This window comes from Ellagibacter sp. (genome assembly GCF_048412355.1).
Taxonomy (GTDB): Bacteria; Actinomycetota; Coriobacteriia; order Coriobacteriales; family Eggerthellaceae; genus Ellagibacter.
The window spans coordinates 13,396-35,816 of sequence record NZ_DBFSAP010000020.1 but is presented as its reverse complement, the minus strand read 5'-3'; the positions used below and the strand labels follow the sequence as shown (position 1 = coordinate 35,816).

General features: G+C 56.8%; 19 protein-coding genes. 13 read left to right on the top strand and 6 right to left on the bottom strand.

Annotated elements, in window-relative coordinates; genetic code table 11:
• Window positions 1-320: 320 nt before the first annotated feature.
• A complete protein-coding gene (locus tag ACMRQN_RS02715) occupies window positions 321-1,574 on the top strand; it encodes an ATP-binding protein (RefSeq protein ID WP_418733711.1) in 1,254 nt (417 codons plus the stop codon).
• Window positions 1,575-1,771: 197 nt separating this feature from the next.
• Here the strand turns inward: ACMRQN_RS02715 and ACMRQN_RS02710 are convergent, their stop codons facing one another.
• From ACMRQN_RS02710 to ACMRQN_RS02685, 6 genes are all read right to left on the bottom strand, one after another.
• On the bottom strand, window positions 1,772-2,977 hold the full coding sequence (locus ACMRQN_RS02710) for an RtcB family protein (RefSeq protein ID WP_418733710.1): 1,206 nt from the start codon (window positions 2,975-2,977) through the stop codon (window positions 1,772-1,774).
• A gap of 583 nt (window positions 2,978-3,560) precedes the next feature.
• Complete coding sequence (locus tag ACMRQN_RS02705; RefSeq protein WP_418239720.1) at window positions 3,561-4,745, bottom strand: Fic family protein; 1,185 nt, start codon at window positions 4,743-4,745, stop codon at window positions 3,561-3,563.
• Window positions 4,746-5,425: 680 nt separating this feature from the next.
• Window positions 5,426-6,658, bottom strand: a complete 1,233-nt coding sequence (locus ACMRQN_RS02700) for an ATP-binding protein (RefSeq protein ID WP_418733709.1) — start codon at window positions 6,656-6,658, stop codon at window positions 5,426-5,428.
• Between the two features lie 549 nt (window positions 6,659-7,207).
• Entirely contained in the window at window positions 7,208-7,840 is a 633-nt protein-coding gene (locus tag ACMRQN_RS02695) for a tyrosine-protein phosphatase (protein ID WP_418733708.1), read from the bottom strand.
• Between the two features lie 6 nt (window positions 7,841-7,846).
• On the bottom strand, window positions 7,847-9,049 hold the full coding sequence (locus tag ACMRQN_RS02690; RefSeq protein ID WP_418733707.1) for an LCP family protein: 1,203 nt from the start codon (window positions 9,047-9,049) through the stop codon (window positions 7,847-7,849).
• Between the two features lie 18 nt (window positions 9,050-9,067).
• Window positions 9,068-9,664, bottom strand: a complete 597-nt coding sequence (locus tag ACMRQN_RS02685; protein WP_418733706.1) for a class B sortase — start codon at window positions 9,662-9,664, stop codon at window positions 9,068-9,070.
• Window positions 9,665-9,857: 193 nt separating this feature from the next.
• On the opposite strand from ACMRQN_RS02685, the gene ACMRQN_RS02680 reads away from it, so the two are divergent.
• The 12 genes from ACMRQN_RS02680 (at window position 9,858) to ACMRQN_RS02625 (ending at window position 22,329) form a co-directional block, all read left to right on the top strand.
• Entirely contained in the window at window positions 9,858-11,294 is a 1,437-nt protein-coding gene (locus tag ACMRQN_RS02680; protein WP_418733705.1) for a lipopolysaccharide biosynthesis protein, read from the top strand.
• The gene (locus tag ACMRQN_RS02675; protein WP_418733704.1) at window positions 11,294-12,436 is read left to right on the top strand and encodes a polysaccharide pyruvyl transferase family protein; all 1,143 of its coding nucleotides are present in this window, start codon (window positions 11,294-11,296) and stop codon (window positions 12,434-12,436) included. The genes ACMRQN_RS02680 and ACMRQN_RS02675 overlap by 1 nt, the downstream gene beginning before the upstream one ends.
• Complete coding sequence (locus ACMRQN_RS02670; RefSeq protein ID WP_418733703.1) at window positions 12,426-13,418, top strand: Coenzyme F420 hydrogenase/dehydrogenase, beta subunit C-terminal domain; 993 nt, start codon at window positions 12,426-12,428, stop codon at window positions 13,416-13,418. Before ACMRQN_RS02675 ends, ACMRQN_RS02670 begins: the two co-directional genes overlap by 11 nt.
• Complete coding sequence (locus tag ACMRQN_RS02665) at window positions 13,415-13,927, top strand: glycosyltransferase family 2 protein (RefSeq protein WP_418733702.1); 513 nt, start codon at window positions 13,415-13,417, stop codon at window positions 13,925-13,927. The genes ACMRQN_RS02670 and ACMRQN_RS02665 overlap by 4 nt, the downstream gene beginning before the upstream one ends.
• A gap of 22 nt (window positions 13,928-13,949) precedes the next feature.
• Window positions 13,950-14,363 carry a hypothetical protein gene (locus ACMRQN_RS02660; RefSeq protein ID WP_418733701.1) on the top strand — a complete coding sequence of 138 codons (414 nt, stop codon included), beginning with the start codon at window positions 13,950-13,952 and terminating at the stop codon, window positions 14,361-14,363.
• A gap of 747 nt (window positions 14,364-15,110) precedes the next feature.
• A complete protein-coding gene (locus tag ACMRQN_RS02655; RefSeq protein WP_418733752.1) occupies window positions 15,111-15,509 on the top strand; it encodes a hypothetical protein in 399 nt (132 codons plus the stop codon).
• A complete protein-coding gene (locus ACMRQN_RS02650) occupies window positions 15,392-16,897 on the top strand; it encodes a zinc-ribbon domain-containing protein (protein WP_418733749.1) in 1,506 nt (501 codons plus the stop codon). Before ACMRQN_RS02655 ends, ACMRQN_RS02650 begins: the two co-directional genes overlap by 118 nt.
• A gap of 353 nt (window positions 16,898-17,250) precedes the next feature.
• The gene (locus ACMRQN_RS02645; protein WP_418733700.1) at window positions 17,251-17,439 is read left to right on the top strand and encodes a sugar transferase; all 189 of its coding nucleotides are present in this window, start codon (window positions 17,251-17,253) and stop codon (window positions 17,437-17,439) included.
• A gap of 418 nt (window positions 17,440-17,857) precedes the next feature.
• A complete protein-coding gene (locus tag ACMRQN_RS02640; RefSeq protein WP_418733699.1) occupies window positions 17,858-18,382 on the top strand; it encodes a hypothetical protein in 525 nt (174 codons plus the stop codon).
• Window positions 18,383-18,468: 86 nt separating this feature from the next.
• Window positions 18,469-19,665 carry an ATP-dependent nuclease gene (locus ACMRQN_RS02635; protein WP_418733698.1) on the top strand — a complete coding sequence of 399 codons (1,197 nt, stop codon included), beginning with the start codon at window positions 18,469-18,471 and terminating at the stop codon, window positions 19,663-19,665.
• A 252-nt stretch (window positions 19,666-19,917) separates the two neighbouring features.
• Entirely contained in the window at window positions 19,918-21,459 is a 1,542-nt protein-coding gene (locus ACMRQN_RS02630) for an AAA family ATPase (RefSeq protein WP_418733697.1), read from the top strand.
• A gap of 36 nt (window positions 21,460-21,495) precedes the next feature.
• Entirely contained in the window at window positions 21,496-22,329 is an 834-nt protein-coding gene (locus ACMRQN_RS02625; protein ID WP_418733696.1) for a DNA adenine methylase, read from the top strand.
• Window positions 22,330-22,421: the final 92 nt, after the last annotated feature.

Here is a 22,421-nt window from a genome sequence, read left to right as displayed (position 1 = left end):
GTTTTCATCTCCCCAGATCGAAAGAGGAGCGGGCTATGAGATCGCAAAGATGTTCCGCTTGGTCTCTGCTTTTAGGACCCGCGAAGAGTCGCTGTCGGGCCATGCGACGGAAAAGAGCTCAGTGTCGGGTTTGCACCCAAAAGTCTTGCCGCTCACGCCCGACGTGAGACAAATCATCCGACTCCTGTCTCATCCCGTCTCGCACTGGGTTCCTCGCCGTTTCTACCTGACGTAAAACCGACGCAAAATTTTTCGTCGGCTTTGCGTCGGTTTTGTTCTATGATAAAAGGCAAAAGAACGCATGAGGGGAAGTGGGCACTGTGCGAGAGAGCAAGAACCTCGAATTCAAAGAAATGGTTTCCGGCACTTATCTTAAGACGGTGAGCGCCTTTGCCAACTATGGAGATGGCGAAATCTTGTTTGGGGTTTCCGATGACGGCGAAGCGGTCGGGCTTGAGGACCCAACGGGAGATTGCTTGAGGATCGAGAACGCAATCAATGACGGTATATCCCCCCGTCCCGATTTCGAAATTAAAGTCGACTCGCGTACTAGCGTGGTGACATTGCGCGTGTTCGAGGGGCCGGAAAAGCCCTATCTTTACCGCTCGAAAGCGTATCGCCGATCGGACACGTCGACGGTAGAGGTTGATTCGTTCGAGCTAAAACGCCTTGTGCTCGAAGGCTCCAATCTGACCTTCGATGAGGCGAAATCTCCTCATCAGACCTTTTCTTTTAGTTCGCTCGCAAATGCGCTGGAAGAAAAAGTGGGAATCGGTGTGTTCAATGAAGACACGCTAAAGACGCTTGGTCTTCTTTCCGCAAAGGGCGATTTCGATAACGCTGCAGCCCTGCTTGCGGATAAAAACGATTTTCCCGGCATCGATATGGCGCGCTTCGGCCAGGATGTCAACAATATCCTCGATCGAAGTACCTGTGCGGGCCTTTCTGTGCTGGTTCAACTTGCCAGCGCCCTTGAGATGTTCGACCGATATTACTCCTACGAGCGCATCGAAGGCTTCAAGCGCGAGAATCATGAGCGAATCCCCAGTGAGGCTTTCCGAGAGGCTGTTGCAAACGCGCTCGTGCACAGGATGTGGGATGTCTCTGCGCACATCCGCATTTCCATGTTCGATAATCGTGTGGAAATAGTCTCCCCAGGCGGGCTCCCTCGAGGGGTGACAACCGAGGACTACCTCTCGGGAAATCTATCCATCCTCCGCAATCCCGTTCTGGCCAGTGTTTTCTTTCGTCTTGGCATTATCGAGCAGTTCGGCACAGGAATTCGGCGCATCAGGGAAAGCTACGCTAGAACGGGGACAAGACCGCGGTTCGAGATTGCAGGGGGCTCAATAACTGTGATTCTTCCCGTCACGGATGCAGAGCCACTGCTTGATGCCGATGAAAAGGCGATTATGTCCCTGCTTTTGCCAGGTCGTCTTCTCTCGAGAAGCCAAATCACAGACGCGTGCGGTTTCGGAAGGGACAAGACTTTAAGGGTGCTCAAGCAGCTCGAAAAGAAGAACCTCGTTGTGGTTCAGGGCGCTGGTCGTGGGACTCGCTATGCCAGAGCGTAGATGCTTTCGCGGCACTCCTCATTTGCGGTTTTCTATGGGGAACTTTGGGGCTTAATGGATTTCAGCTGAGTCTAAGCAGCCTATAGGAACCGGTGGTGGTTCCCTCGGTCGACATGGAAGATGCAAAACCGACGCAAAATTTTTCGTCGATTTTGCGTCGGTTACGGCGGGCGGAAAGCAGCCCCCGTCGCCTTCCCTTACGACGCTTTGAAGTTGTAAATAGGCCTCATGACGTCAATGATATCCACCGACTCGGCGATGGGGCCGATGATGTCCTCGATGGGCTTGTAGGCGCTCGGCGCCTCGTCGATGGTGCGCTCGTTCACCGAGGTCGAATAGATGCCCTCCATGGCGGTCCGGTATTCGCGCAGGTTGAGCGTTTCCCTTGCCTCGCGACGCGACATGACGCGGCCCGCGCCGTGGGGCGCCGAGTTGTTCCACGCCTCGTTGCCGCGCCCTTTCGCGATGATGGAGCCGTCGCGCATGTTAAGCGGAATGAGCACGGTCTCTCCCGCGTGCGCGGCGATGGCGCCCTTGCGAAGAACCATCTCATCCACGTCGATGTAGTTGTGGACGGTATGGAACTCCGACGAGGCGTCAAGCCCCGTTTTCGCCAGAATCTCCACCAGCATGCGCACGCGGTTGCGGGCGGCGAAGCGCTGGCAGACGTCAACATCGTGCAGGTAGTCGTCCATGTAGCTGCCGTAGAGCCAGCACAGGTCGGCGGGCGCGTCGGGTCCGGCATCCTTGTATTGCGCTGCGAGCTTCTTGAGCGCCACCTGGATCTCGTCGCGGCGCCCGGCCGACTTGTACGCGTCGATGAGCTCCCGCTTGCGCTCGAAGAAGCCCTCCTTGCCGCTGTGCAAATCGACGGCGAGGCCTTGGTAGTAGTTCGCCACCTGCAGCCCCAGGTTGCGCGAGCCTGAGTGGATGACCAGGCGCTGCATGCCGTCGGAAGCGACGTCGATCTCGATGAAGTGGTTGCCGCCGCCGAGGGTGCCCAGCGAGCGCTTGAGGCGCTTGACGTCCCTGAGCTCGCGGTAGCAGCGCAGCTCCTCGAAGTCGAATTGCTCCTTGCGCCCATCCCAAACGCGAGCACCCGAGGGGATCTCGTGGCACGCCTCGTCGAAGGTGGGCAGGTCAATGGGCTTGTGGCCCAGGTCAGCCGTGAGCATGCCGCATCCGATGTCGACGCCCACGAGGTTGGGTACCACAGCGTCCGTGACCCTCATCGTGGTTCCGATGGTGCAGCCTATCCCGAAATGCGCGTCGGGCATGATGGCGGTGTTTGCGCCCTCCGCAAACGGCATGCCGAGCATCGTGCGAATCTGCTCGACGCACGCGTCCTCTATGTTCGTCGCGTAGCACGCTGCCGTACCGTGCGTTCCCTCAATCGTGAACATGACAATCCTTCCTGCTCCTTGGCGGCTCCTAGGAGTTTGACGTGATGCATCATAGGCGCTCTCTTAGGAATCGGTTGTCCCTTCTTTCGTACACGCTATTTCGCAATACGGTCAGGTTGTCCTAGCGCGAATCGCATTCTTGGCGCTAGGCCTTCCCCCGAACACTTTCAGGAGGTGCTTCTTTGGAAGAGGGGTCTTGTTCGTCAAGCCATCGGCTTCGTGAGCTTTGTGGTGGTGGGGAAGGGAAGGGGCTCGGCGGCGCGACCCTTCCGGGCGCAATTAGCGCAGCGATTCGGGAAGAATTCGGCACGAAAACCGAGGTATCCCACGACGGGGGCTTCATTTCTGCGCTCCATCGCGGGTTGCTTTTCAGTCGCGGGAGGAATTCCCAGGTCAGCGCATCGCCCAATTCGAGGGCGACCCACGACTCGTGGCTTCCCCGTGGGATACCTCGGTTTTCGTGCCAAGATTTGCCTTGGGGGCTGTACTATTTCAGACTCGCGCGCCATTCCGATTCGGAAGAGCAACTTGCCCTTCCGAGCGTTCGCTTTTTCTGTTTATTACCGGAAGCGACCCCTTATGGCTATCGTGCTGCAATTCTTCGTATGCCTTGCAATCTCGATGCTTCCTCGAGTATCCCGATAAGCTCATCAGCCTGGTAGTACGCTCCTCGTTTCGCATTGCCCATCTTCGAAAGGATGCCTCTCTCGCAAGCGGTCTCTATAAGAGTGCGTGCCGCTCGGTCGGTGATGGCGAGACGGTTGGCGACATATGCGGCGTTCACGACAGGCTGTTCGACGAGAAGCTCGGGTAAACCGTGGGACGCCGATCCTGCGCGGTCGGTGTTCGAGGCACGCCATGCGCTCAACACATCGTCCACGTCGTCGGCGATGCGCAAACCGATGACGACGGCAAGCTCCAGAGCATCGGCAAAGCAGGCGATAATTGGCTCAATCTTTCCGACGTGGTAGGCGTCGAGCGCTTTCATGTACCGTTCAACGTCATGCAGCAGGCCCGCTGAGACGGGCAGGGTTGAATGCATCAGGACTTCGTCGTTTGCAAGCATGCGATGCACGAGCGCTCTGCCAGTGCGGCCGTTGCCGTCCGTAAAGGGGTGGATTGTCTCGAACTGAGCGTGGAAAATCGCTTCTTTGGCCACGGGAGGAACGTCCTCCCGCACCCCGAACTCAATTAGGTCGTTGATGTAGTCTGGAACGCGACTTGCGTGAGGGGGCACGAACGACGCTCCATGCGGGCTGTAGGGCGTGCCACCGATCCATACCTGCTCGTCTCGCAGTCCCTCCCACTCGGAGGTTTCTGCCATGAGCACGTCATGGATGCTGCAGATAGAATCGATGCTCACGGGTCCACTTTGCCGCAGAGCCTCGCGCATGGCGGCGACGTTGCCCGCGATGAGGAGCGCATTCGTAGGTGCCTTGTCGGAAAGTTCTGCGAGTGCCACATTGCGCACGCTCGATGTGAGCCTCTCAATCTGGGAGCTCGATGAAGACTCGCTTCTTAAAAGGAGGGCTGGAAGGTTCCAATCGCGCGCATTCTGGGCTTCGTCGAAGCGCGTTACGGCAACTTCGACATCTGCAATCCGCCGCTGAATCTCAGGAGACAGGTTGACCGTCAGTTGGGCAATCTTTGCTGGGAGCGCAGCCTCATATGTCGGCAAAATCTTGCGTCTGCGACTCTTGGGTATGAACGCGAGCTCGTCGTAATCCCTTTCCCATGCGCATGTCTCATAGGCTACACTCGGCCACATGACTTACTCCTTGCGAATTCAATGTCGATTCTGCTAGTTTTACGGAAGTGAATCATAGTACACTTCCGTAAAACTAGCAATAGATGTCATCATTCGTGTGCCTCTTGCGATTACAGATGTTTCTTCGTTTGACGAGGCCGGCGCTCAGCTCGTCCGGCTGGACGCTCACTTCCAAACAGATTGTCGAGCCCGCCGAGCGCGTTTGCATCACGTTCTCCCATCCCCTCGCATGAGAGCCCTAAAGGGAATGTGGCGAAGTGTGGCGGCGGGGGAAGGGGAGGGGCTCGACGCCGCGACCCATCTGGGCGCAATTGGTGCAGCAATTCAGGAAGATTCTGGCACGAAAACCGAGGTATCCCACGACGGGGGCTTCATTTCTGTACTCCATCGCGGGTTGCTTTTCGGTCGTAAGAAGAATCCCCAGGTCAAGGCCTCGCTCAATTCGAGAGCGACCCACGACCGCGCCTTCCGCGTGGGATACCTCGGCTTTCGTGCCAAGATCTGTCTTGAGGGCTGTACTTTTTCGGGCCGCTGTCCACTGCATTCGCTCAGCAAGCAGGCTTGTCCAAGAGCGTTGAATGCTGTCCCCGCTATATCGGGGGTTCGTCCGATTGTTGGAGGCTCGCATTCCCAACGCCGTTCCCGGACTCTTGGAGAGCGTTCAAAGTGCGTCCAAGAAGCTATTTTGGCAGGCTTTCCTCGTCGAGCAGATAATCGAACACGGACATAGTCAGAATCCCCTCGTTGTCGTAAGTCGGCTTCACCACATCGCGCACGAGCACGATCTTGCTGAAACTGTCGGGTACTTCGCGAAGTGGGGCCTTTTCCTGGCGTGTTTTCTCCTCATCCGGCAAGTGAAGCGCCGACTGTATGTAATAGCGCCGGGAACCTAGATTCGCGACGAAATCCACCTCGAGCTGCTTGCGCACTACCTTGCCGTCGACGCGCCTAGCCTTCGCGACGGAGCCGACGTCGACGGAAAAGCCCCTCGCGCGCAGCTCGTTGTACACGATGTTCTCCATGATGTGGGTCTCCTCGACCTGCCTGAAGCCTAGTCTCGCGTTGCGCAGGCCGATGTCCTCGAAGTAGTATTTCTTAGGACTCCCGATGTACTTGCGTCCCTTGACGTCGTACCGGCGGGCCTCTTCGATGAGGAAGGACTCCTCAAGGTAGCTGATGTAAGTGGAGATGGTGTTCGCGGTGATCTTCGAGTTCAGAACGCTTTTGAAGGTCGCCTCGATTTTGGGTGGGTTGGTGAGCGAACCGATGGAGGATGCCAGCACGTCCACGAGGTCTTCGAACTCTTGGGTCTTTGCCACCTTGTTCCTGGCCACCACATCCTTCAAGTATGTCTCGGAGAACAGGCGCTCTAGGTAGCGTGACTTTTGCTCGTCCGTGCGCATGCCAAGAAGAAGGGGCATGCCTCCGAAGACGACATACTCGGCCCAACCCTGGTATTTGTCTCCCTCAAAGCCTTGCATGAATTCGGAGAAGGACAGTGGTCGCACTCGGACCTCGTCTCCTCGTCCGCGAAACTGCGTCATGACGTCAGAGGACAGCAGTTTGGAGTTGCTGCCTGTCACATAGACGTCGACATTTCGCATGCGCAGCAGGCCGTTGAGCACACCATAGAGGCGAGGAGGCTCGTGCCCGCGCAGCTCCTCGTCGGAGATCGCGTATTGCACCTCGTCGAGCATGACGTAGTATCGCGACGTCTTATTCGCTATCTTGGACTTCAAATAGCTGTCAAGCACACCCGGGTCGCGCAGGCCCCTGTTCGCCTCCTCGTCCAATGCAACCTCTACGATACGATCGTCGCCGACCCCTAGCTCGTCTCTGAGGTAGTTGCCGAAGAGTTCGAACAGCAGATATGTTTTGCCGCACCGTCTGACGCCCGTGATTACCTTGATCATCCCGTTGTGCATTCTGTCGATCAGATTGTTTAGGTATCTATCCCTGCGCACTTCCATGTCTGCCTCCCTCAAATTTTCATTTAGTGATTATGTCACATGTTGCATTTTCGCTCAATGTGAACCCATAGTGCGATGCAATTCGGTCATGGAGTGTTTGAGAATCAGGAACGTTCGCGGCGCAACGGTCGTTCCCATCCGTCAGGCATGAAAGTCGCTTCAGGTCTTTGCGCTGAAGGTGGCTGTCGGAAAAGCGTTAGCTGTTGGAGCGAAAGCTGATTCGAGTCCAGCCTTTCTGAATGTTCGTCATCGCCACAACGACGTGTGCGCTGTGGCGGCCTTTGGAGCTCTATCTTTTCGCGGGCAGGCGCGATAGGCGATTAAACGATTCTCGATACTCTGACGATAAAAGCGATAATGGCGATAATCGCGAAAGGCCAGGTGGAACTATGGAGGGAAAGAGCAAGTCCGAAACTAACCCGTTCTAACCAATGGCAAGCGCCGACCCGCCTGTGCCTGCCGGGACAATCAAGATTAGGCAGAAGATAACCCCTAGTATTTCTGGGCTTCCTTGAGCGCTCTCATGTAGGTGGCGTAGTGCTCTACCCGGTGGGCGTCGCTTGCGAGGTAGTCGACCAGCCCGTTCTTGAGCAGGGCCGTTGCAGTGCGCCGACGCGGGTTGAAGATGCTCCCCTCCACGAAGTTCGCGGAAAGCTGAAGCCGGCAGCCCATTTCCCTCATCTCGCGCGCGACGTCGAGATTCTCCTGCACGGGCTTGTAGCGTTCGGGGTGGGCGATCACGATGTCGACGCCCTTGCCCTGGATGGTGTAGATTGCGCGCTGCCAGTTCGCCGGCAGATGGCTGCTTGAGAACTCGAGCAAAAGCAAGTTGGTGTCCTCGATGCAAAGGCTCGGCGCCGCATCGAGCCCCATGTCGGCGAGCTTCTTCCAGTGAACCTCATATCCCAAGCTCAGACGTACGCCGTTCTTCTCCGCATGCGCCTTGAAGGCCCGATAGCGCTTCTCGATGAGCTCCGCATCGAAGTCGGAGTGCTTGCAATGCGGGGTGCATACGATGTGGTCGATGCCGGCATCCCGCGCGGCAAGCAGCATTTGGTGGGACTCCGCCGGTGTGCGCGAGCCGTCGTCGACCCCGTTTAGGATATGGCAATGGATGTCGAACACGGCGCCCTATTCCTCGCTTCCCACCTCGTGGTAGTACACGTTGAGAACCGTTTCGTACACGTTTGTCTTGTCCAGGTAGAACTCCGCGAACTTGTCCCCCTGCTGCATGGTGCCCTGAAGGGTGGTCATGTCGACCGACGTGATCCCCGTTGCCAGGACGGAGCTTGCCAGGTAGCTGAACTCGTTGAGCCCCAAGTTCGTCACGGCATAGTTTGAAGCCGTCGTGTACAGGTTAACCAGCGTCCCGACGTTGCCCTGGGCACTCGAGAGCGCCTGCTTGCAGAACGTCTCGACGAACTGCGACTGGCGCGCTTGGCGGTCAAGCGACGACGTCAGCACTGACGTGTCGCGCCACTGCACGTACTTGAGCGCGTTGCTCCCGAACAAAACGGTTGGTTCGCCCTCGACGATGTTGGTGTTGGGAACCGACTGCGTCGGGGTCAGCGACACGCCCCCGATGGCATCCGCGAGCGCGCCGACGCCGTCCATATCGAGCGAGAAGTAGTAGTTCACGGGCATGTTGTACAGCACGCGCGAAACCGCGGAGGCGGTGTATTGGCTGCTCAGCTCACCGCCGTCGCCGTACGCGTAGGCCAGGCACAGCTGCATGGTCGACATGCCGGTGAAGGTGTCTCCCATGAACTCGCCCACCTCGACCATCGAGTCGCGTGGGATGCCGATTCCCGTCGTCTCGCCGGTGTCGAGGTTCACGGCGAGCACCATGACGGCGTCCGCCTGCCCGACGCTCTTGCCCGGCACGACCTCCTCGGTCTGGCGGTCGTAGCCTATGATGGCGACGGAAACCATGTTCTCGTTCAGCGTGTACGTCTTCCCGTTGTACTCGACGGTGCGGCCCTCGTCGTAAGTCACAGCGCTGTCGTCCGCCTGGATGTCGTCGGCGGTGTTGGCCTGCTTCACAGCGCTCTCGCCCGACTTCATGAAGGCGAAGGCGGCGACAGCGATGACGACCGCGATCGCCACGAGAATCCCCACGACGATAGCAACGCGCTTCAGGATTTTCTTGCGGCGCGAATGGTGGCGCTTCTTCTTCCTGATGAGGACCTCTTCCTCCATCGTCTGGGGCGCCTCGGGGTTCGCGGGCGTCGGGGCCTCCTCGGGAGTCTTAGGGGTCACGGGTGCCTCGGGGGTCGAGGTGGTGCCGCTGCCCGTCTCATCCAGGGCGTTGTCTTTCGTTTCGCTTTCTTCCAAAGTGCTTTGTCTTTCGCGCTAGTAGGTCGGTTGGTCGCTGACGAGAACTCCCGTCACGAGGTATCTTCTCACGATGTGGTTGGAATCGCCGGTGCAGGTGCTCAGCTGCACGATTTTATCGCTTGATGTGAGGGTCGTGCCTTCGCGCACGTTCTCGACGAGCGAGTCGGGGCTGAGCACCGAGTCGAAGTACTGCTGGACGATGGTCGGGTCGGAGAAGTTGAACGAGTTCAGGATGTGACGGTTGTCGTACTGGTATGCGGCGATGATGCGATAGGTGAGGATGTGTCCGTCGGTGTAGAGGTACATGTCCTCGTGGGAGTCGAAGAAGTCTTTGTTCTCGAAGCGGTGCAACGTGGTAAACATGGTTCCCTGCACCAGGTTGTGCCCGTAGATCACCGTGACGGGGTCGGAGAAGTCAGTCCTGTTTGCCAGCTGCGTGTAGATGGCGCCCTCCTCGGACCATTCGCCGTCCTTGTTGTGCTTCAGGTAGAACGTGTCATCGGTCGGGTGCTGCACCACCGGGTAGTTCACGTCGGTGCCGGGGATGTAGATCCAGGCGTAGATGTCGGGGTTCTCCAGGCGAAGCGACGCGAAGTCGATCGGGTTTTCCACTCGCGGATCCGCGGCGTCTTGCGAGGTGGTGGGAACTTCTGGCTCGGGGGTCGCGGCATGAGCTACGAGCGGTTTATGCAGCATAAGCCTAAGTACGAATCGTATGAGGATTTCATTGAGCACCTTGAGGGTATGCTCGGATGATTTGTCATTTGACGTTAGCGGTGGTTTGGTGGCGGTAAAGATAAACAGATTGGCCAAGAGCGCAAAGGAGAGATACGGCGGGCTTTCCAAGGTTAAGAAGGCAACTCTTTGGATAACCCTGTGTAGTTTCCTGCAACGTGGACTTTCTTTCATCACGGTCCCCATCTTTACTCGCTTGCTGAGCACTGCGGACTATGGTTCTGTGAGTGTTTACCAGAGCTGGGAAATGGTCGCTATGTATGTGGCTACCCTTGGTGTCACATATGGTGGCTTCAACAACGGTATGATGCGCTTCAAAGACGATCGCGAGGGCTATACGACTTCTGTAGTTGGCTTGGTTCTTGCTCTTGGCGTGCTTTGGATTGCGCTTTGCTATACTCTGTCCGGCAATGTCGTGGCCATTACGGGTATGCCGCTTATGCTCTCGTCCCTGTTGTTCGTCGAGGTAATTGTTAAGGGCATCTACGATATTTGGGTGTCCAGGATGAAGTTCGACTATGAGTATCGGAAACTCGTTCCGGCTTCTCTGGTTCTTTCTATTGCGGTTCCCGCGCTCGGCATCCTATTTGTTGTGATGGCTAGCGATAAAGTTCTCGCTCGAGTTCTGTCTTTTGTACTTGTCGAGGCGGCTTTTGCAATGGTTCTTGGCGGATGCATGCTAAAGCGCAGCAAGTGCCTGTTTAAATGGGAGTATTGGAAGTTTACCCTCCTGTTTAACATCCCCTTGCTTCCGCACTACCTTTCGCAAGTGGTGCTAAGCTCCAGCGACCGCATTATGATTGCGAACATGTGCACCGCATCCGATGCGGGCATCTACAGCATCGCCTATTCGGCGGGGATGATCATGACGTTGCTCACCAATTCCCTGAATTCGACTGTCGTTCCATGGCTCTATCGCACTCTGGCCGCAAAAGAGCTTAGGAGAATCAGCAAAACGAGCATTACGGTTCTTGGGGGTTTGGCTTTGATTGTGCTCGTTGTTGATATCCTGGCCCCGGAAGTCGTCGCTATCCTGGCTCCTGGGGAGTATAGCGAGGCGATGACGCTTGTTCCCGTCATCGCCGCGAGCGTGTTCTTCATGTTCATGTATTCGTACTGTTCAAACATTGAGTTTTATTACGAGAAGACTGGCCTCGCCTCCGTCGCTTCTGTGCTCGCTGCAGTGCTTAATGTTGCCCTCAACGCCGTGTTTATCCCTTTGTTTGGTTATCGTGCTGCGGGCTATACAACCTTGGCGTGCTATGTGGCGCTCGGCGCTGCTCACTACATTTTCTCTCAAAAGGTCGTGCGTGCAGAGGTTGGCTCCGCTGTCCTCAACGGCGCCGCCGTGTGGGGGCTCGCCCTTATCTTCACTGCGATTTCTCTTGTTCTGCCGCTTCTCTATCCACACCCTATCGTTCGATATGTCGTATTCGGCATCGCCGTCGTTGCGGTCGTCGTGTTCCGCAAAAAAATTGCCACAAAGGTTAAGGAGTTCAAAGGTTGATGATTTCAGCTCTTAAGCAAGACATCTACGTGTCGACCATCATCGACTCGCATAACTATGGGACCGTGCTGCAGGCGGTTGCAACTCGCGATGTCCTCGAGCGCTACGGCCACCCCGTTTTCATAGACTATTGCCGGCCGCATTGGACAACTAAGGGCTGGATAAAGTCGTACATGGACAACGCCAATCGAAGCGTGCTTGAGAGACTTGCTCGCCTCGTTGCGAATGCGCCGGTTAGGCATAAGTCATCGACGCTGTTTCGCTCCTTTGTCGAGCGCGAACTTGAGCTGTGCTCGTCAGCGCCGTACCTTGCTCGCGGCGAAGGGCTCGACCCCTCCGCCGCGTATTGCGTGGGCAGCGATCAAACGTGGAACATCGAGTGCAACTATGGCATCGACCCCGTTTATTTCCTCAAGAATGTACCTGGGAATTACAAGAAGGTTGCCTTCTCGGCGAGCTTCGGGCGTCCTGACCTGAGCGCCGAGGAGATGGCGCTTACAAAGCCGCTGCTCTCGCAATTCGATGCAATTTCGGTACGCGAGAGCTCGAGTGTGGCGATTCTGGAAGGAATGGGTATTGGCGGTACGGCTCTCAAGGACCCTGTGCTGCTCTGCCGACCGGAGCTTTGGCTCGAACTCGCGGCGGGCGTTCCCGCTGCAGCGGACGGCTACGTTCTCGTTTACATGCTCAATGATAATCCTGGCATGTGCGCGTTTGCCCGGGAGCTTGCCGAGCGCGAGGGGCTGCGCGCCCGCATCGTGACGTTCAACCCCCTGAAACGCGCACCCGAGGGACTGGAAGGCATTTGCCTTCCCAAGCCCGAAGAGTGGGTCTCGTTGTTCCGCGACGCCTCCTACGTGGTGACGGATTCTTTCCATGGCACTTGTTTCTCGCTCCTGTTCGAGCGTCCCATGGTCGTATTCGACCCGCCTAAGTTTTCGGTACGCCTCAAAGATGTGCTCGGGGATTTCGTGCTCGCTGACAGGCGAGTTGCTGACGGGTGCGACCCCATGGACATTGCCGACGCATCGATTGATTGGAGCGCGGTGCGGGCGCGCAAGGAGAGGTTCGTGAAAGAGGCGAGGGCTTTTCTCGACGGCGCGTTCGAGGCTTGTGTCGAGGTAGGGCAAAATGGCAGATAGCGCTTCTCGATCTTGCGCGAGGTGTCTCGCAGCCATTGATTCCGATGGCGATGAGCTCATGCTCTCATCGTCGGGTGGAGCCTTTTCGATTTTGGCGCGAAGAATGCTCGATCTCGGTGGCGTTGTGTATGGCCACGCTTTCGATGATGGGCTCCACGTTGGCTGCGTGCGAGCAGAGAATCTTGACGAGCTCTCAGCGATGCGCGGCTCCAAATACGTTCAAAGCGATATGGGCGACGCGATTGCGAGCGTCGGGCGCGATCTCGGCGCAGGGCGTGAGGTCCTGTTCAGTGGGACGCCTTGTCAGATAGATGGGCTGCTCGCATTTCTCGGCGGCCCACGGGATGGCCTGCTCACCGTGGACATCGTTTGCCACGGGGTGCCTAGTCAGGCGTTCTTCGCTGACTGTATGGGGGAGGAATTTACCGATCGGCTGCTTTCGCTTCGCTTCCGCGACAAGCGTGAAGGCTGGGGCTGTGGTGGTGGTGCCTCTATTCTCCATTCCGGGATTGAAAAGGATGTGCCTTTCTCGCCCGAGATCTCGTATTACTACAAGCGCTTCCTTGCTGGAGATGTGTATCGCGAGAGCTGCTACAGGTGCCCCTATGCCGGCGGCGAGCGCCCCGGCGACTTCACTATCGGCGACTTTTGGGGGATTGATGTTAATAGCTCGGGTCTCGATGCTCGCCGCGGAATTTCCCTCGTCATTGCTAACACGGCGAAGGCTGAAGAACTCATCCCCTATATAAAGAGTGAGACCTCGTGGGCCGAACGCCCTCTGGAGGAAGCGGTGCGCGGGAATGATCAGCTCATGCACCCCACTCCGCGGCCGGAGTCTCGCGATGTTGTGCTCGAGCGCTGGAAGGAGGAAGGCATCGGCGTGCTGGAGGATGAGCATCGTCGGTCTGTGTCGCTTTCTTCTAAGAAATGGCTGGCTAAAAGGGCAATAAAAAAAGCTGTAAAGGGGGTTCTGGGAAAATGAAGAATCAGCCGAAGGTCTCTTTGATTGTGCCGGTCTACAACGCCGAGAAATGGCTTCCCGCGTCGTTCCGCTCATTTGAGGGGCAGACGTACTCCAACACCGAATGGGTGCTCGTCGATGACGGGTCCGTTGATGGGTCGGCAGCGTTGTGTTCTAAGTGGTGTTCGGTCGACCCCAAAAAACGCAGATTCGTGCGCAAGACGAACGGGGGTGCGTCTTCAGCGCGCAATGTTGGTCTTGATGCGGCGACTGGCGATTATGTGCTCTTCTGGGACAGTGATGACGAGCAGGACCCGAAGGCAATCGAGAAGATGGTTAGGAGTCTTCCTCTGGCCAACGGGATTGCGGTCTGCGCAATACGCCGTGTGCTGCCCGATGGCTCGCGCCATGATCTTTTTACCTGCAAACATCACGTTGTGGAGCCTGATGCGGCTGTCGGCGAATGGCTCGGGGGGGGTCTCTACGGGTCCCTACTCGAAGCTTGTGCCAAGACGATTGCTCATCGATAACGACATCAGGTTTGAGGAGGGGGTGATTAACGAAGACGTCCTGTGGACGGCGGAGGTTCTGGCCGCATCAAGCTCGGTCGCCTTCATTGGTGAACCCCTCTATCGCTATATTGCCCACGAAGGAAGCGTGACCGGGACTTTCGACTCCGGGGTCGCCATTGTGTTCGATAACTGCAGAAGGCTCGAGCATTTTGTTTCGGGACTTTTCCCTGGGCTCGAAGGGGACTGTGCCTCTTACTGCGCACGTGCCTGCTGGAGCGTCATTCTTGCCGCTTCAAGGGGCGAGAACAAGAAGCGGTACCCTAAGGTCTATACGAGGGCTATGGTTGAGCTATCCAAAAGGGAAAAGGACATTTCCCAGTTTTGCGCGTCGCCCAAGGATCTGATTCTCCGTGTTCTAGTTAAAATGCGGCTTTATGGTCTCCTGAAGAAATGACAAGTCTAATCTCAAAGGAGGGTTAGAGGCTATTGGAGAGATGTATTCCGAACCTTCATTCTGATGACTCCGAATGTTGCGGCTGTAGCGCCTGCTACGCTGTGTGTCCTTGCGGCGCTATAGCCATGGAGCCGGACTGCTACGGGTTTCTGTATCCGCGAATAGACCAGGCACGATGTATTTGCTGCGGAAAGTGCCTTAGCGTGTGCGTGTTCAAGAAGAAGCTTGGAGCAACGTCGAAAACGATGGCAAAGCAGTAAAACCAAAGCTGCTAACTGACGCAGCTAATCGACACAATAGAAAGACCCCGTATGCTGTTCAGCTTTCGCATCACGTGGGCTGGGCGAGTCGTCACAATGTGGATGGGACCTTACTGACACGGGCTAGACCTCTGTTTAGTGCTTCGCCAGTGAAGTCATTCGTGCTTCGGCTAAGTTCAAGATCGAGTGCGGTATGGTCGTGGATGATCGCAAATGCAATCGAGGCTGAAGACTACGTAACTGCTCGAATCCGACCCACTCCGCTTCTGCCGTTTCTACCCCGCAACTCAACCGAGTTGCGGGGTTTCTCGGTCTTTGGGCGGATTATTCGCTGCCGGTTAACGGTCGTTAACTACAGGGGGTGACAATCGGCAAAAGGCCCTCTTTCGTCGTGTCGCCGCTCGCCCTTAGGGCACGTCCAAAATACCCCGTTTTCCGCCTCTGGGCAGGAGCGCAATCTCGCGCTCCCCGACCCAGGGGAGGAAGCATGCTCTCATCGCGAGGCTGCCGCAGCAGCTACGACTGCATCGTCAAAATCAAGTGCGTTACCACGCGCCCGATACTGTTCAGCCAGCTCATGCGTAGCGACGGAGAGTGGGCGGTGAACCCCGAGGAGCTGTTCGCAGACGACCGAAGCCCCGCCTCCGAGCAGCAGCGCGTCCACGAGGACGAATTGCATTCGCTCATGCGCAGCGCTGGATTGGGCGAAATTCTCCCTGAGCGAGCTCAGCCAGGGCATGGTGTCTGCGGTTTGGGTATGCGGATTTGCTGGCGCAATGGGGCGAGGAGCGGAACAGGCCCCTCAAGCCGTCCGACGTCTCGCGCTGCGATTCCGCCCGAGTGTGGTGGCGTGGCGAGTGCGGCCACAGTTGGCGGCTGTCCGTGAGGACGAGGGCGTTCAACGACGCCGGATGCCCGTACTGCGGCAGGAGGCTGACGCTGGAGGGCTTCAATAGCGCCGAGTGCCTGGACGCTGGCATCTTGCACCTCTGGCATCCCACCAAGAACGGCGACCTGAAGCCTTCGCAGGTCTCCGATCGCACGGCCAAGAGGATCTGGCTGCAATGCCCGACGTGCGGGTACGAATGGCGCGAGAGCCTGTGGGGGACTCGCAAAGAGAGCCGCAAGTGCCCGTCGTGCCATGGGGGAAGGGGGCACTATCTCGCCAAGGGCAGCAACGACCTCGGGTCAAAGAGGCCGGACGTCGCCAGGCAGCTCGACCCCGAGCTGAACGGCGGCCTGCGCGCCGAGGACCTCCACGCCCACGCGGGCGCCATGGTGTGGTGGCGCGGACCGTGCGGCCACGTCTGGCGCGAGAAGGTGAGCATGCGCTCCATGCGCGTCGACGACAGCTGTCCGTACTGCAAGAACCGCAAGCTGCTGCGCGGCTTCAACGACCTGGCCACCGCGTATCCCGAGCTCGTGGCCGAATGGGATTTCGAGCGCAACGGCGACCTGGGGCCCGACGGCGTGAGGCTCAACGCGACCAAGCAGGTCTGGTGGAGGGGAAGCTGCGGCCATGAATGGCGGATGTCGCCGCGCCAGCGGGCCGTCGAGGGGCTGGGCTGCCCGTACTGCTCGGGCCATCGCGTGCTCGCCGGTTTCAACGACCTCGCGAGCCAGCATCCCGAGCTTCTGGCCGAATGGGATTGGGAGCGCAACGGCGACCTGGGGCCCGACGGCATCGTCTCCGGCAGCGCGAGGAGGGTCTGGTGGAGATGCGGGCGTGGGCACGCATGGCAGATATCCGCCTACAACAGGACCGGCGGCGCCGACCGCGGTTGCCCCTACTGCGGCGACCGCAAGGTGCTGAAAGGCTACAACGACCTGAGGACGACGCATCCCAAGATCGCGAGGGAGTGGAACAAGGAGCGCAACGGCGACCTGAAGCCGACCGGCGTGATCGCCAACTCCAACAGGCGCGTCTGGTGGAAGTGCAAAGAGGGCCACGAGTGGTCCGGCCTCATAGCGAACCGGGCGCGCAAGGGCAAGGCGGACCCGGGCTGCCCGTACTGCTCGGGACGCAAGGTGCTCGCCGGCTACAACGACCTGGCCACCACGCATCCCGACATAGCGGCGATGTGGCACCCGCGCATGAACAAGCGCTTGAAGCCCACCGGCGTGCAGGCCGTAAGCCGCAAGCCCGCATGGTGGCGCGGCGAGTGCGGCCACGTCTACCAGATGGCCGTCCGCGACAGGGCGAGGGCCAAGCCGGGCTACTGCCCGTACTGCTCGGGGAGGAAGAGGCCCGAGAGGCCGATAAGGCTCGACTAGCCCTCGGCCCCTCGGCGAGGAAGGAATGGGGGGAGGCTGGTCGGTGCCTCCTGCCTATAGGCGTGATTTTGCGAATATTGGACTGGACGGCCATGCGTGGCGGTTATGAGGGTCCGCATCGTTTTCTATGACTGGATTTATGTATACGTCGACGTTGATGCGAAGAATCGTCCCATTGGGAATCTGCCCCAATGGGACGATTTTCTATCCGATTCGAAGGCAGCTTTTCGAAGCTGGTTCATCGTCGATGACGGTCGGAATGAGCTGCAAAAGTCCGGAGGTTCAAACTCCAGGAAGCAGATAGTTCAGCTATCCAGTCAGAGCATTTCTGCAGGTAATCTTGCGTTTTCGTCTTGACAAAAGGGATGACGCTTGTAGGTCCCAGGCCCGAGCGCCCAGCTTTCTGTGCCGAGTTTGAGAAGCGTATTCCCGGCTGGCACTATCGCACCATGGTGACGCCGGGGCTCAGCGGCCTCGCGCAGGTGACGGGTGGGTACGATCTGCTCCCTAAGGAGAAGGTGCTTCTTGACCTGTGGTGGTGAGTGTCCTCTTCATTGCGTTGCCGGCTAAGGCAGGTGCTCTAAATTCGCGCAAGAACGTGCGCGGTTGCTCGCGAGGTATTGAACATTGAAGGCCTGTTGACTTAGTCTTCCTGTGTTTGCCCATGCCATTGTCTGTCCTTTGTGCTGGTCGTGCGATGAAATCTGGGATCGAGGCGGCGGCTGTGGCGTCAGGACGGTTGGCGGTCTGGCTGAGGGCATGGATTTTCGGCCTTCGTTAGCAATTGACGATGGGGAACCATGGGGAAACTCGCGGCCTCTTTCTCGCTTTAACGCGGCTGTTTCGGCAATTACACGGTATTCTGTTTGTGGTGTGTTGTCGCGTGATATGTGGTGCGGTCTTGTCCGATTCGGTAATCATGGCATGCCGATTCGACCGTGTTTTCGCTAAGGAGTACAGTTGATCAAGGGTGCGTTTCGTGAAAACCCGTTTGTCGGATTTGGCTGCGGTGGGTACCGGTCTTTCTGCGGATCTGAGCTTGCGCGTATAGGGCCGTTCGATAGGGTACAGGTAGTTGCGGGGCAAAATAACTGCGGCAAGTCGGCGCTTGTCGATTATTTCATTAAAGTGCTTGGAGTGATAAATGCGCGTGGTGAGCTGAGAAAAGAGGATAACCCTCTCGTTCAGGCTGATGTCCCGTTGGGGCTTCAGGGCTCCAGCGAGCAATCGCATACAACAATCTCTCTTTGCGTCGGTGTTGATGCACTTGATGAAAGATTAATGCGGGATGCGCAATCGCCGAGGCAGCGGCTTCACGCAGAGAGCCTTTCCAGACTCTTTCGGGGTTTCCCGTATGCTGCGAACGAAGGAAAGACTGCCTGGATAGATTTTACTTTTGGGCGAGAGGGGAACGCTTTGGATACGAAAGCGCACTTTGCGCTCAGTATTCGCAGTATGAGGCCTCGGGTGCGGCAATCGATTTAACCGATGCGTCTCTATCCATTTGCAGTAGTGCTGGCAATGCGGCGCTCAATTACGCCAACGTCGTTCGTGCTGCAATGCCGTGGGACTTGCTGCCCAAGCTTCTAAAAGTCGATGCTGTCAGATCAATCGTTGATTCGGATTCGACGGGCAAGGATGGCATAATTAATAGCGGAGTGGGACTTCCAGCCGCTCTGTTGCGTTTGAGGAACCCCGAGAGAGGTGATTTCGAGCTGTCGAGGCAACGTTGGGACAAGCTCGAAGGCTTCGTGCGCGACGTTTTGAACGACCAAGGCGCGTCGCTCCTGGTATCTCATGCCAGCCATGTCATCTCGGTCAAAACGGCCGACACGGATTACCTTCCCCTTGAATCGCTTGGCACTGGGGTAACAGAGTTGCTTATCTTGGCGTCGGTTATTGCGTGCAACGTAGACAAGATAATATGTATTGAAGAACCCGAGATACACCTGCATCCAGCGCTTCAGGCGAGATTCATGGACTTCTTGCTCGCGGATGAGTCGAACCGCTTCATTGTGACAACGCATTCGCCGACGATAATTAATGCCGCTGGAGTTCAAGTCGCCCATGTGAGCAAGGCGAACGGAATATCTGCGTGTCGTCAGCTTGACGGAATGGTCGTTGCTCGCGATCTTTTGGACGACTTGGGTGCGAAGGCCTCAGATTTGCTCCAGTCGAATTTTGTTGTATGGGTCGAGGGGCCTTCGGACCGCATCTATATCAACCATTGGATTGAAGAGTGGGCTGAAGGGCGCGGCATTCGGCTTAACGAGGGTATTCATTACAGCGTCATGTTGTACGGAGGAAAACTCCTGAATGCGCTGGACGCGAACGCCGCTGGCTCCGACGATAGTCTGATAGCCTTGTTTCGAATTAACACTCATTTTTGTGTGCTTATGGACTCGGATAAGAAGAGCAAGAGCTCTAGGCTGGGCGAGACGAAGCGGCGAATAGTGGATGAGTGTGAGGCAAGTTGCGCGATGTCTTGGGTTACCTGGGGAGCGACGATTGAGAACTACGTGCCTGAAGAAGCTTTGGTAACTGCTATCAAGGTCGTCCATCCTGGAAAAAAGTGGAACCATGAGCTCGGCAATCGCTACGTTTGCCCGTTGAGCTTTAAGTTTAGTGGCTCGCGTTCTGGGGCACCGAATAAGATTGCGGTTGCCAGGGAGGTTTGCCAGGTCGGTTTCGAACCCCTGGGCAGGTGCCGCGAGCGGGTGGCAAAGCTCTGTAGCGCAATCTGCTCGGCGAATGGAATTGAGGTTTAGACAAGGTGGAGCAGCCTTCCCCACTCTCGCTATCGTGGCTTGAGTTAATCCGTCGACAGATTTCAACGGTGAGCATCAAAGCAGTGCCGACGGCTGATGCGCCCTGCTTTCGCTGTGGGCTGCAAAGTGGGAAAATAGCCGATGGTGGAGCAAGGATTCGATCGAGGAAGCAGGTGCGCTGGCATGTCGCGAAAACCTAAGTGTCTCGAACCGTTCGGTATCAAGGGGATTGAAGTCTCGAGGTTTCGTGCTATGCATGACCTTGAGATTGGACTCGGACAGCTCGTCACCGTGATAGCCGGGCAGAATGGGACGAGCAAGTCCACCATATTGGGCATGCTAGGGCAACCGTTCGGACTCAGGGATCGGCGGACCATCTTCAGCAAGCCGTTCAGCACTAAGTTTACCGACATATTCAACATGTCGTCCGAGCATGATATTCCAGGTGAGCATTTATATTACGTCGATTTCAACGATGAGGCCATAGCTGGGTCCCAAGGACAGCATGTCCAGGTCAAATCGTTTAAACGTCCCGCAAAAGACAAGTCTTCCATTCGCATTGTCACCGGTGCCTCTCGCGCCAAAGGCGAGGGCAATATTGACTACCCCGTAATCTACCTCGGCTTGAAAAGGACCAACCCTGTCGGTGAGTTCTTTAACCCGCAGGCCGAGCAGACGGACTTTTCGGAAAGCGAAGTCGAGCAATTCAATCAGTGGTACGCTCGTGTTATGGTCGATCAGGAAAAGACTACCGGTGTCGTAAGGATGTCAAAGCATGGACAGAAGGAAACCCTTCTTGTCAACACCCCCACCTACGACTATCTCGCCAACTCCGCCGGGCAGGACAACCTTGGGCAGATATTGGGCGCCCTTATCTCTTTTCAGCGGCTAGCCGATGCTATGGGCGAGGAATACAGAGGCGGCCTTCTCCTGATTGACGAGCTTGACGTGACCCTGTTCCCCTCCTCTCAGGTGAGGCTTTTCGAGCTATTGGAAGAGCAGGCTGGGGCGCAGAGGGTGCAAGTTGTTTTTACCACCCATTCAATGACGCTTCTTGAGAAGGCCGTTGAGGAGACGCAGGACAGAAACGATATGGTCAAGGTTCTGTATCTCAAGAAAAGGGAGTCTGGAATCAGGCTGACGGTCGACCCACCGATAGACGAGATTCAAGCCGACCTCATGGTTGAGCCGCTGAGGCCAAAAAAGGGCTTCAAAGCTGAAATCTGGTGCGAGGACGACGAAGCGAAATGGGTGCTCGGGCAGATAATGCCTTCACGGTTGAAACGGAAATGCGACATTGTCTCCGCGAAGCTCAGTTGCGGCGAGCTGGGTGAGCTCGCCGTTAGGGATATAGCTTCCTTGCGAGGTGTGTGCTTCGTGGTAGACGCTGACTCGAACAAAGATGTGGCGAAGCGGATAAAGGATTGCGGCAGAAGGTTCGTGCTGCCTGGAGGCGGTACGTCGCCAGAGCAGTCTATATATGATTTGCTTTCCAATCTCTCGGATGAAGATGACTTTTGGATCAATAGCAGGCAATACACCAAACAGGTCATGCTCAGTCGGTTTGCCGACTCAAAGCGTGAATTCGAACGCAATGGCGGGGATAAGGAGCGTAAGCATTATAAACAATGGTTTAGGAGAGAGAAAGCCGAAGGCCTATGGGGTGAAAATGGCTCGTCTGTTGCCGCTCTTTGGATAAAGAAGTACGAGCCGGAGATTCAGGACTTTAACGAGAGACTCGAGCGAAGAGTTGACGGAATCATAAAACGGCAGCAGTATGAACGAGGGCAGTAAAGTGTTACTTGTTCGACGCATTGAGGAGGTGGAAAGATGGCGACTACGTACACGCCCATCAGGTATCCTGGCGGGAAGACGAAGCTGTATCCTGAGATTAAAGCTATCCTTGAGTCAAATGACTTGCTTGGGCATCCTTACGCCGAGTTGTTCGCTGGTGGTGCGGGACTTGCCATCAAGCTCCTCCTGAAGGGCGATGTGTCCTCGATCGTGATTAACGATTTTGACCGTGCCGTGTACTGCATGTGGGATGCCGTCGTCAATCACGCCGAAGAACTGTGCGAGTTTATCGACTCCGTCGTCCTAGACATTGAAACCTGGAAGGCGATGCGTGCTGTGTACCGAAGCTCCGATGATGTTGGCGATTTCGAGCTCGGCAAGGCGGCTTTCTATCTCAACAGGACAAACGTGTCGGGCATCCTAGGCGGCGGTGTTATAGGCGGGCTCAAGCAGGCCGGCAACTACAAGATGGACGTTCGCTTCAACCGTGAGACCTTGAAGAAAAAGGTCATGGACATCGCGGCGCGAAGGAGCGATATCGAGGTAACAAGGCTTGACGCAGAGGATTTCATCAACGATAGAATGAGTGATTCCGAGCTGTTCGCCTACCTCGACCCGCCGTATGTGCAGAAGGGTCCCGGCTTGTATCGAAGCGCGTTCGACGAGGCGAAGCACAGGTCGCTTGCCCGGAAAGTCGGTGACGCCAGGAGCAAGTGGGTCGTGACGTACGATGCCGACAAGCTCATTGACGATATTTACGGCGATTACGAGCGCGGAGACCTTGAGATTAGCTATACGGCCAACGTGAAGACCGTCGGCAAGGAAAAGATTATCCTCGGACCGGGTCTTAACTGGCCCGAAGGGCTCTGAAGCTTATTGAGCGGTGAATCAGTTTGCGATGGCGGAACGCGGTCTGACAATGGCGGTGGCGAACCAGCATCGCTATCTGCTGCGGCTCCGTT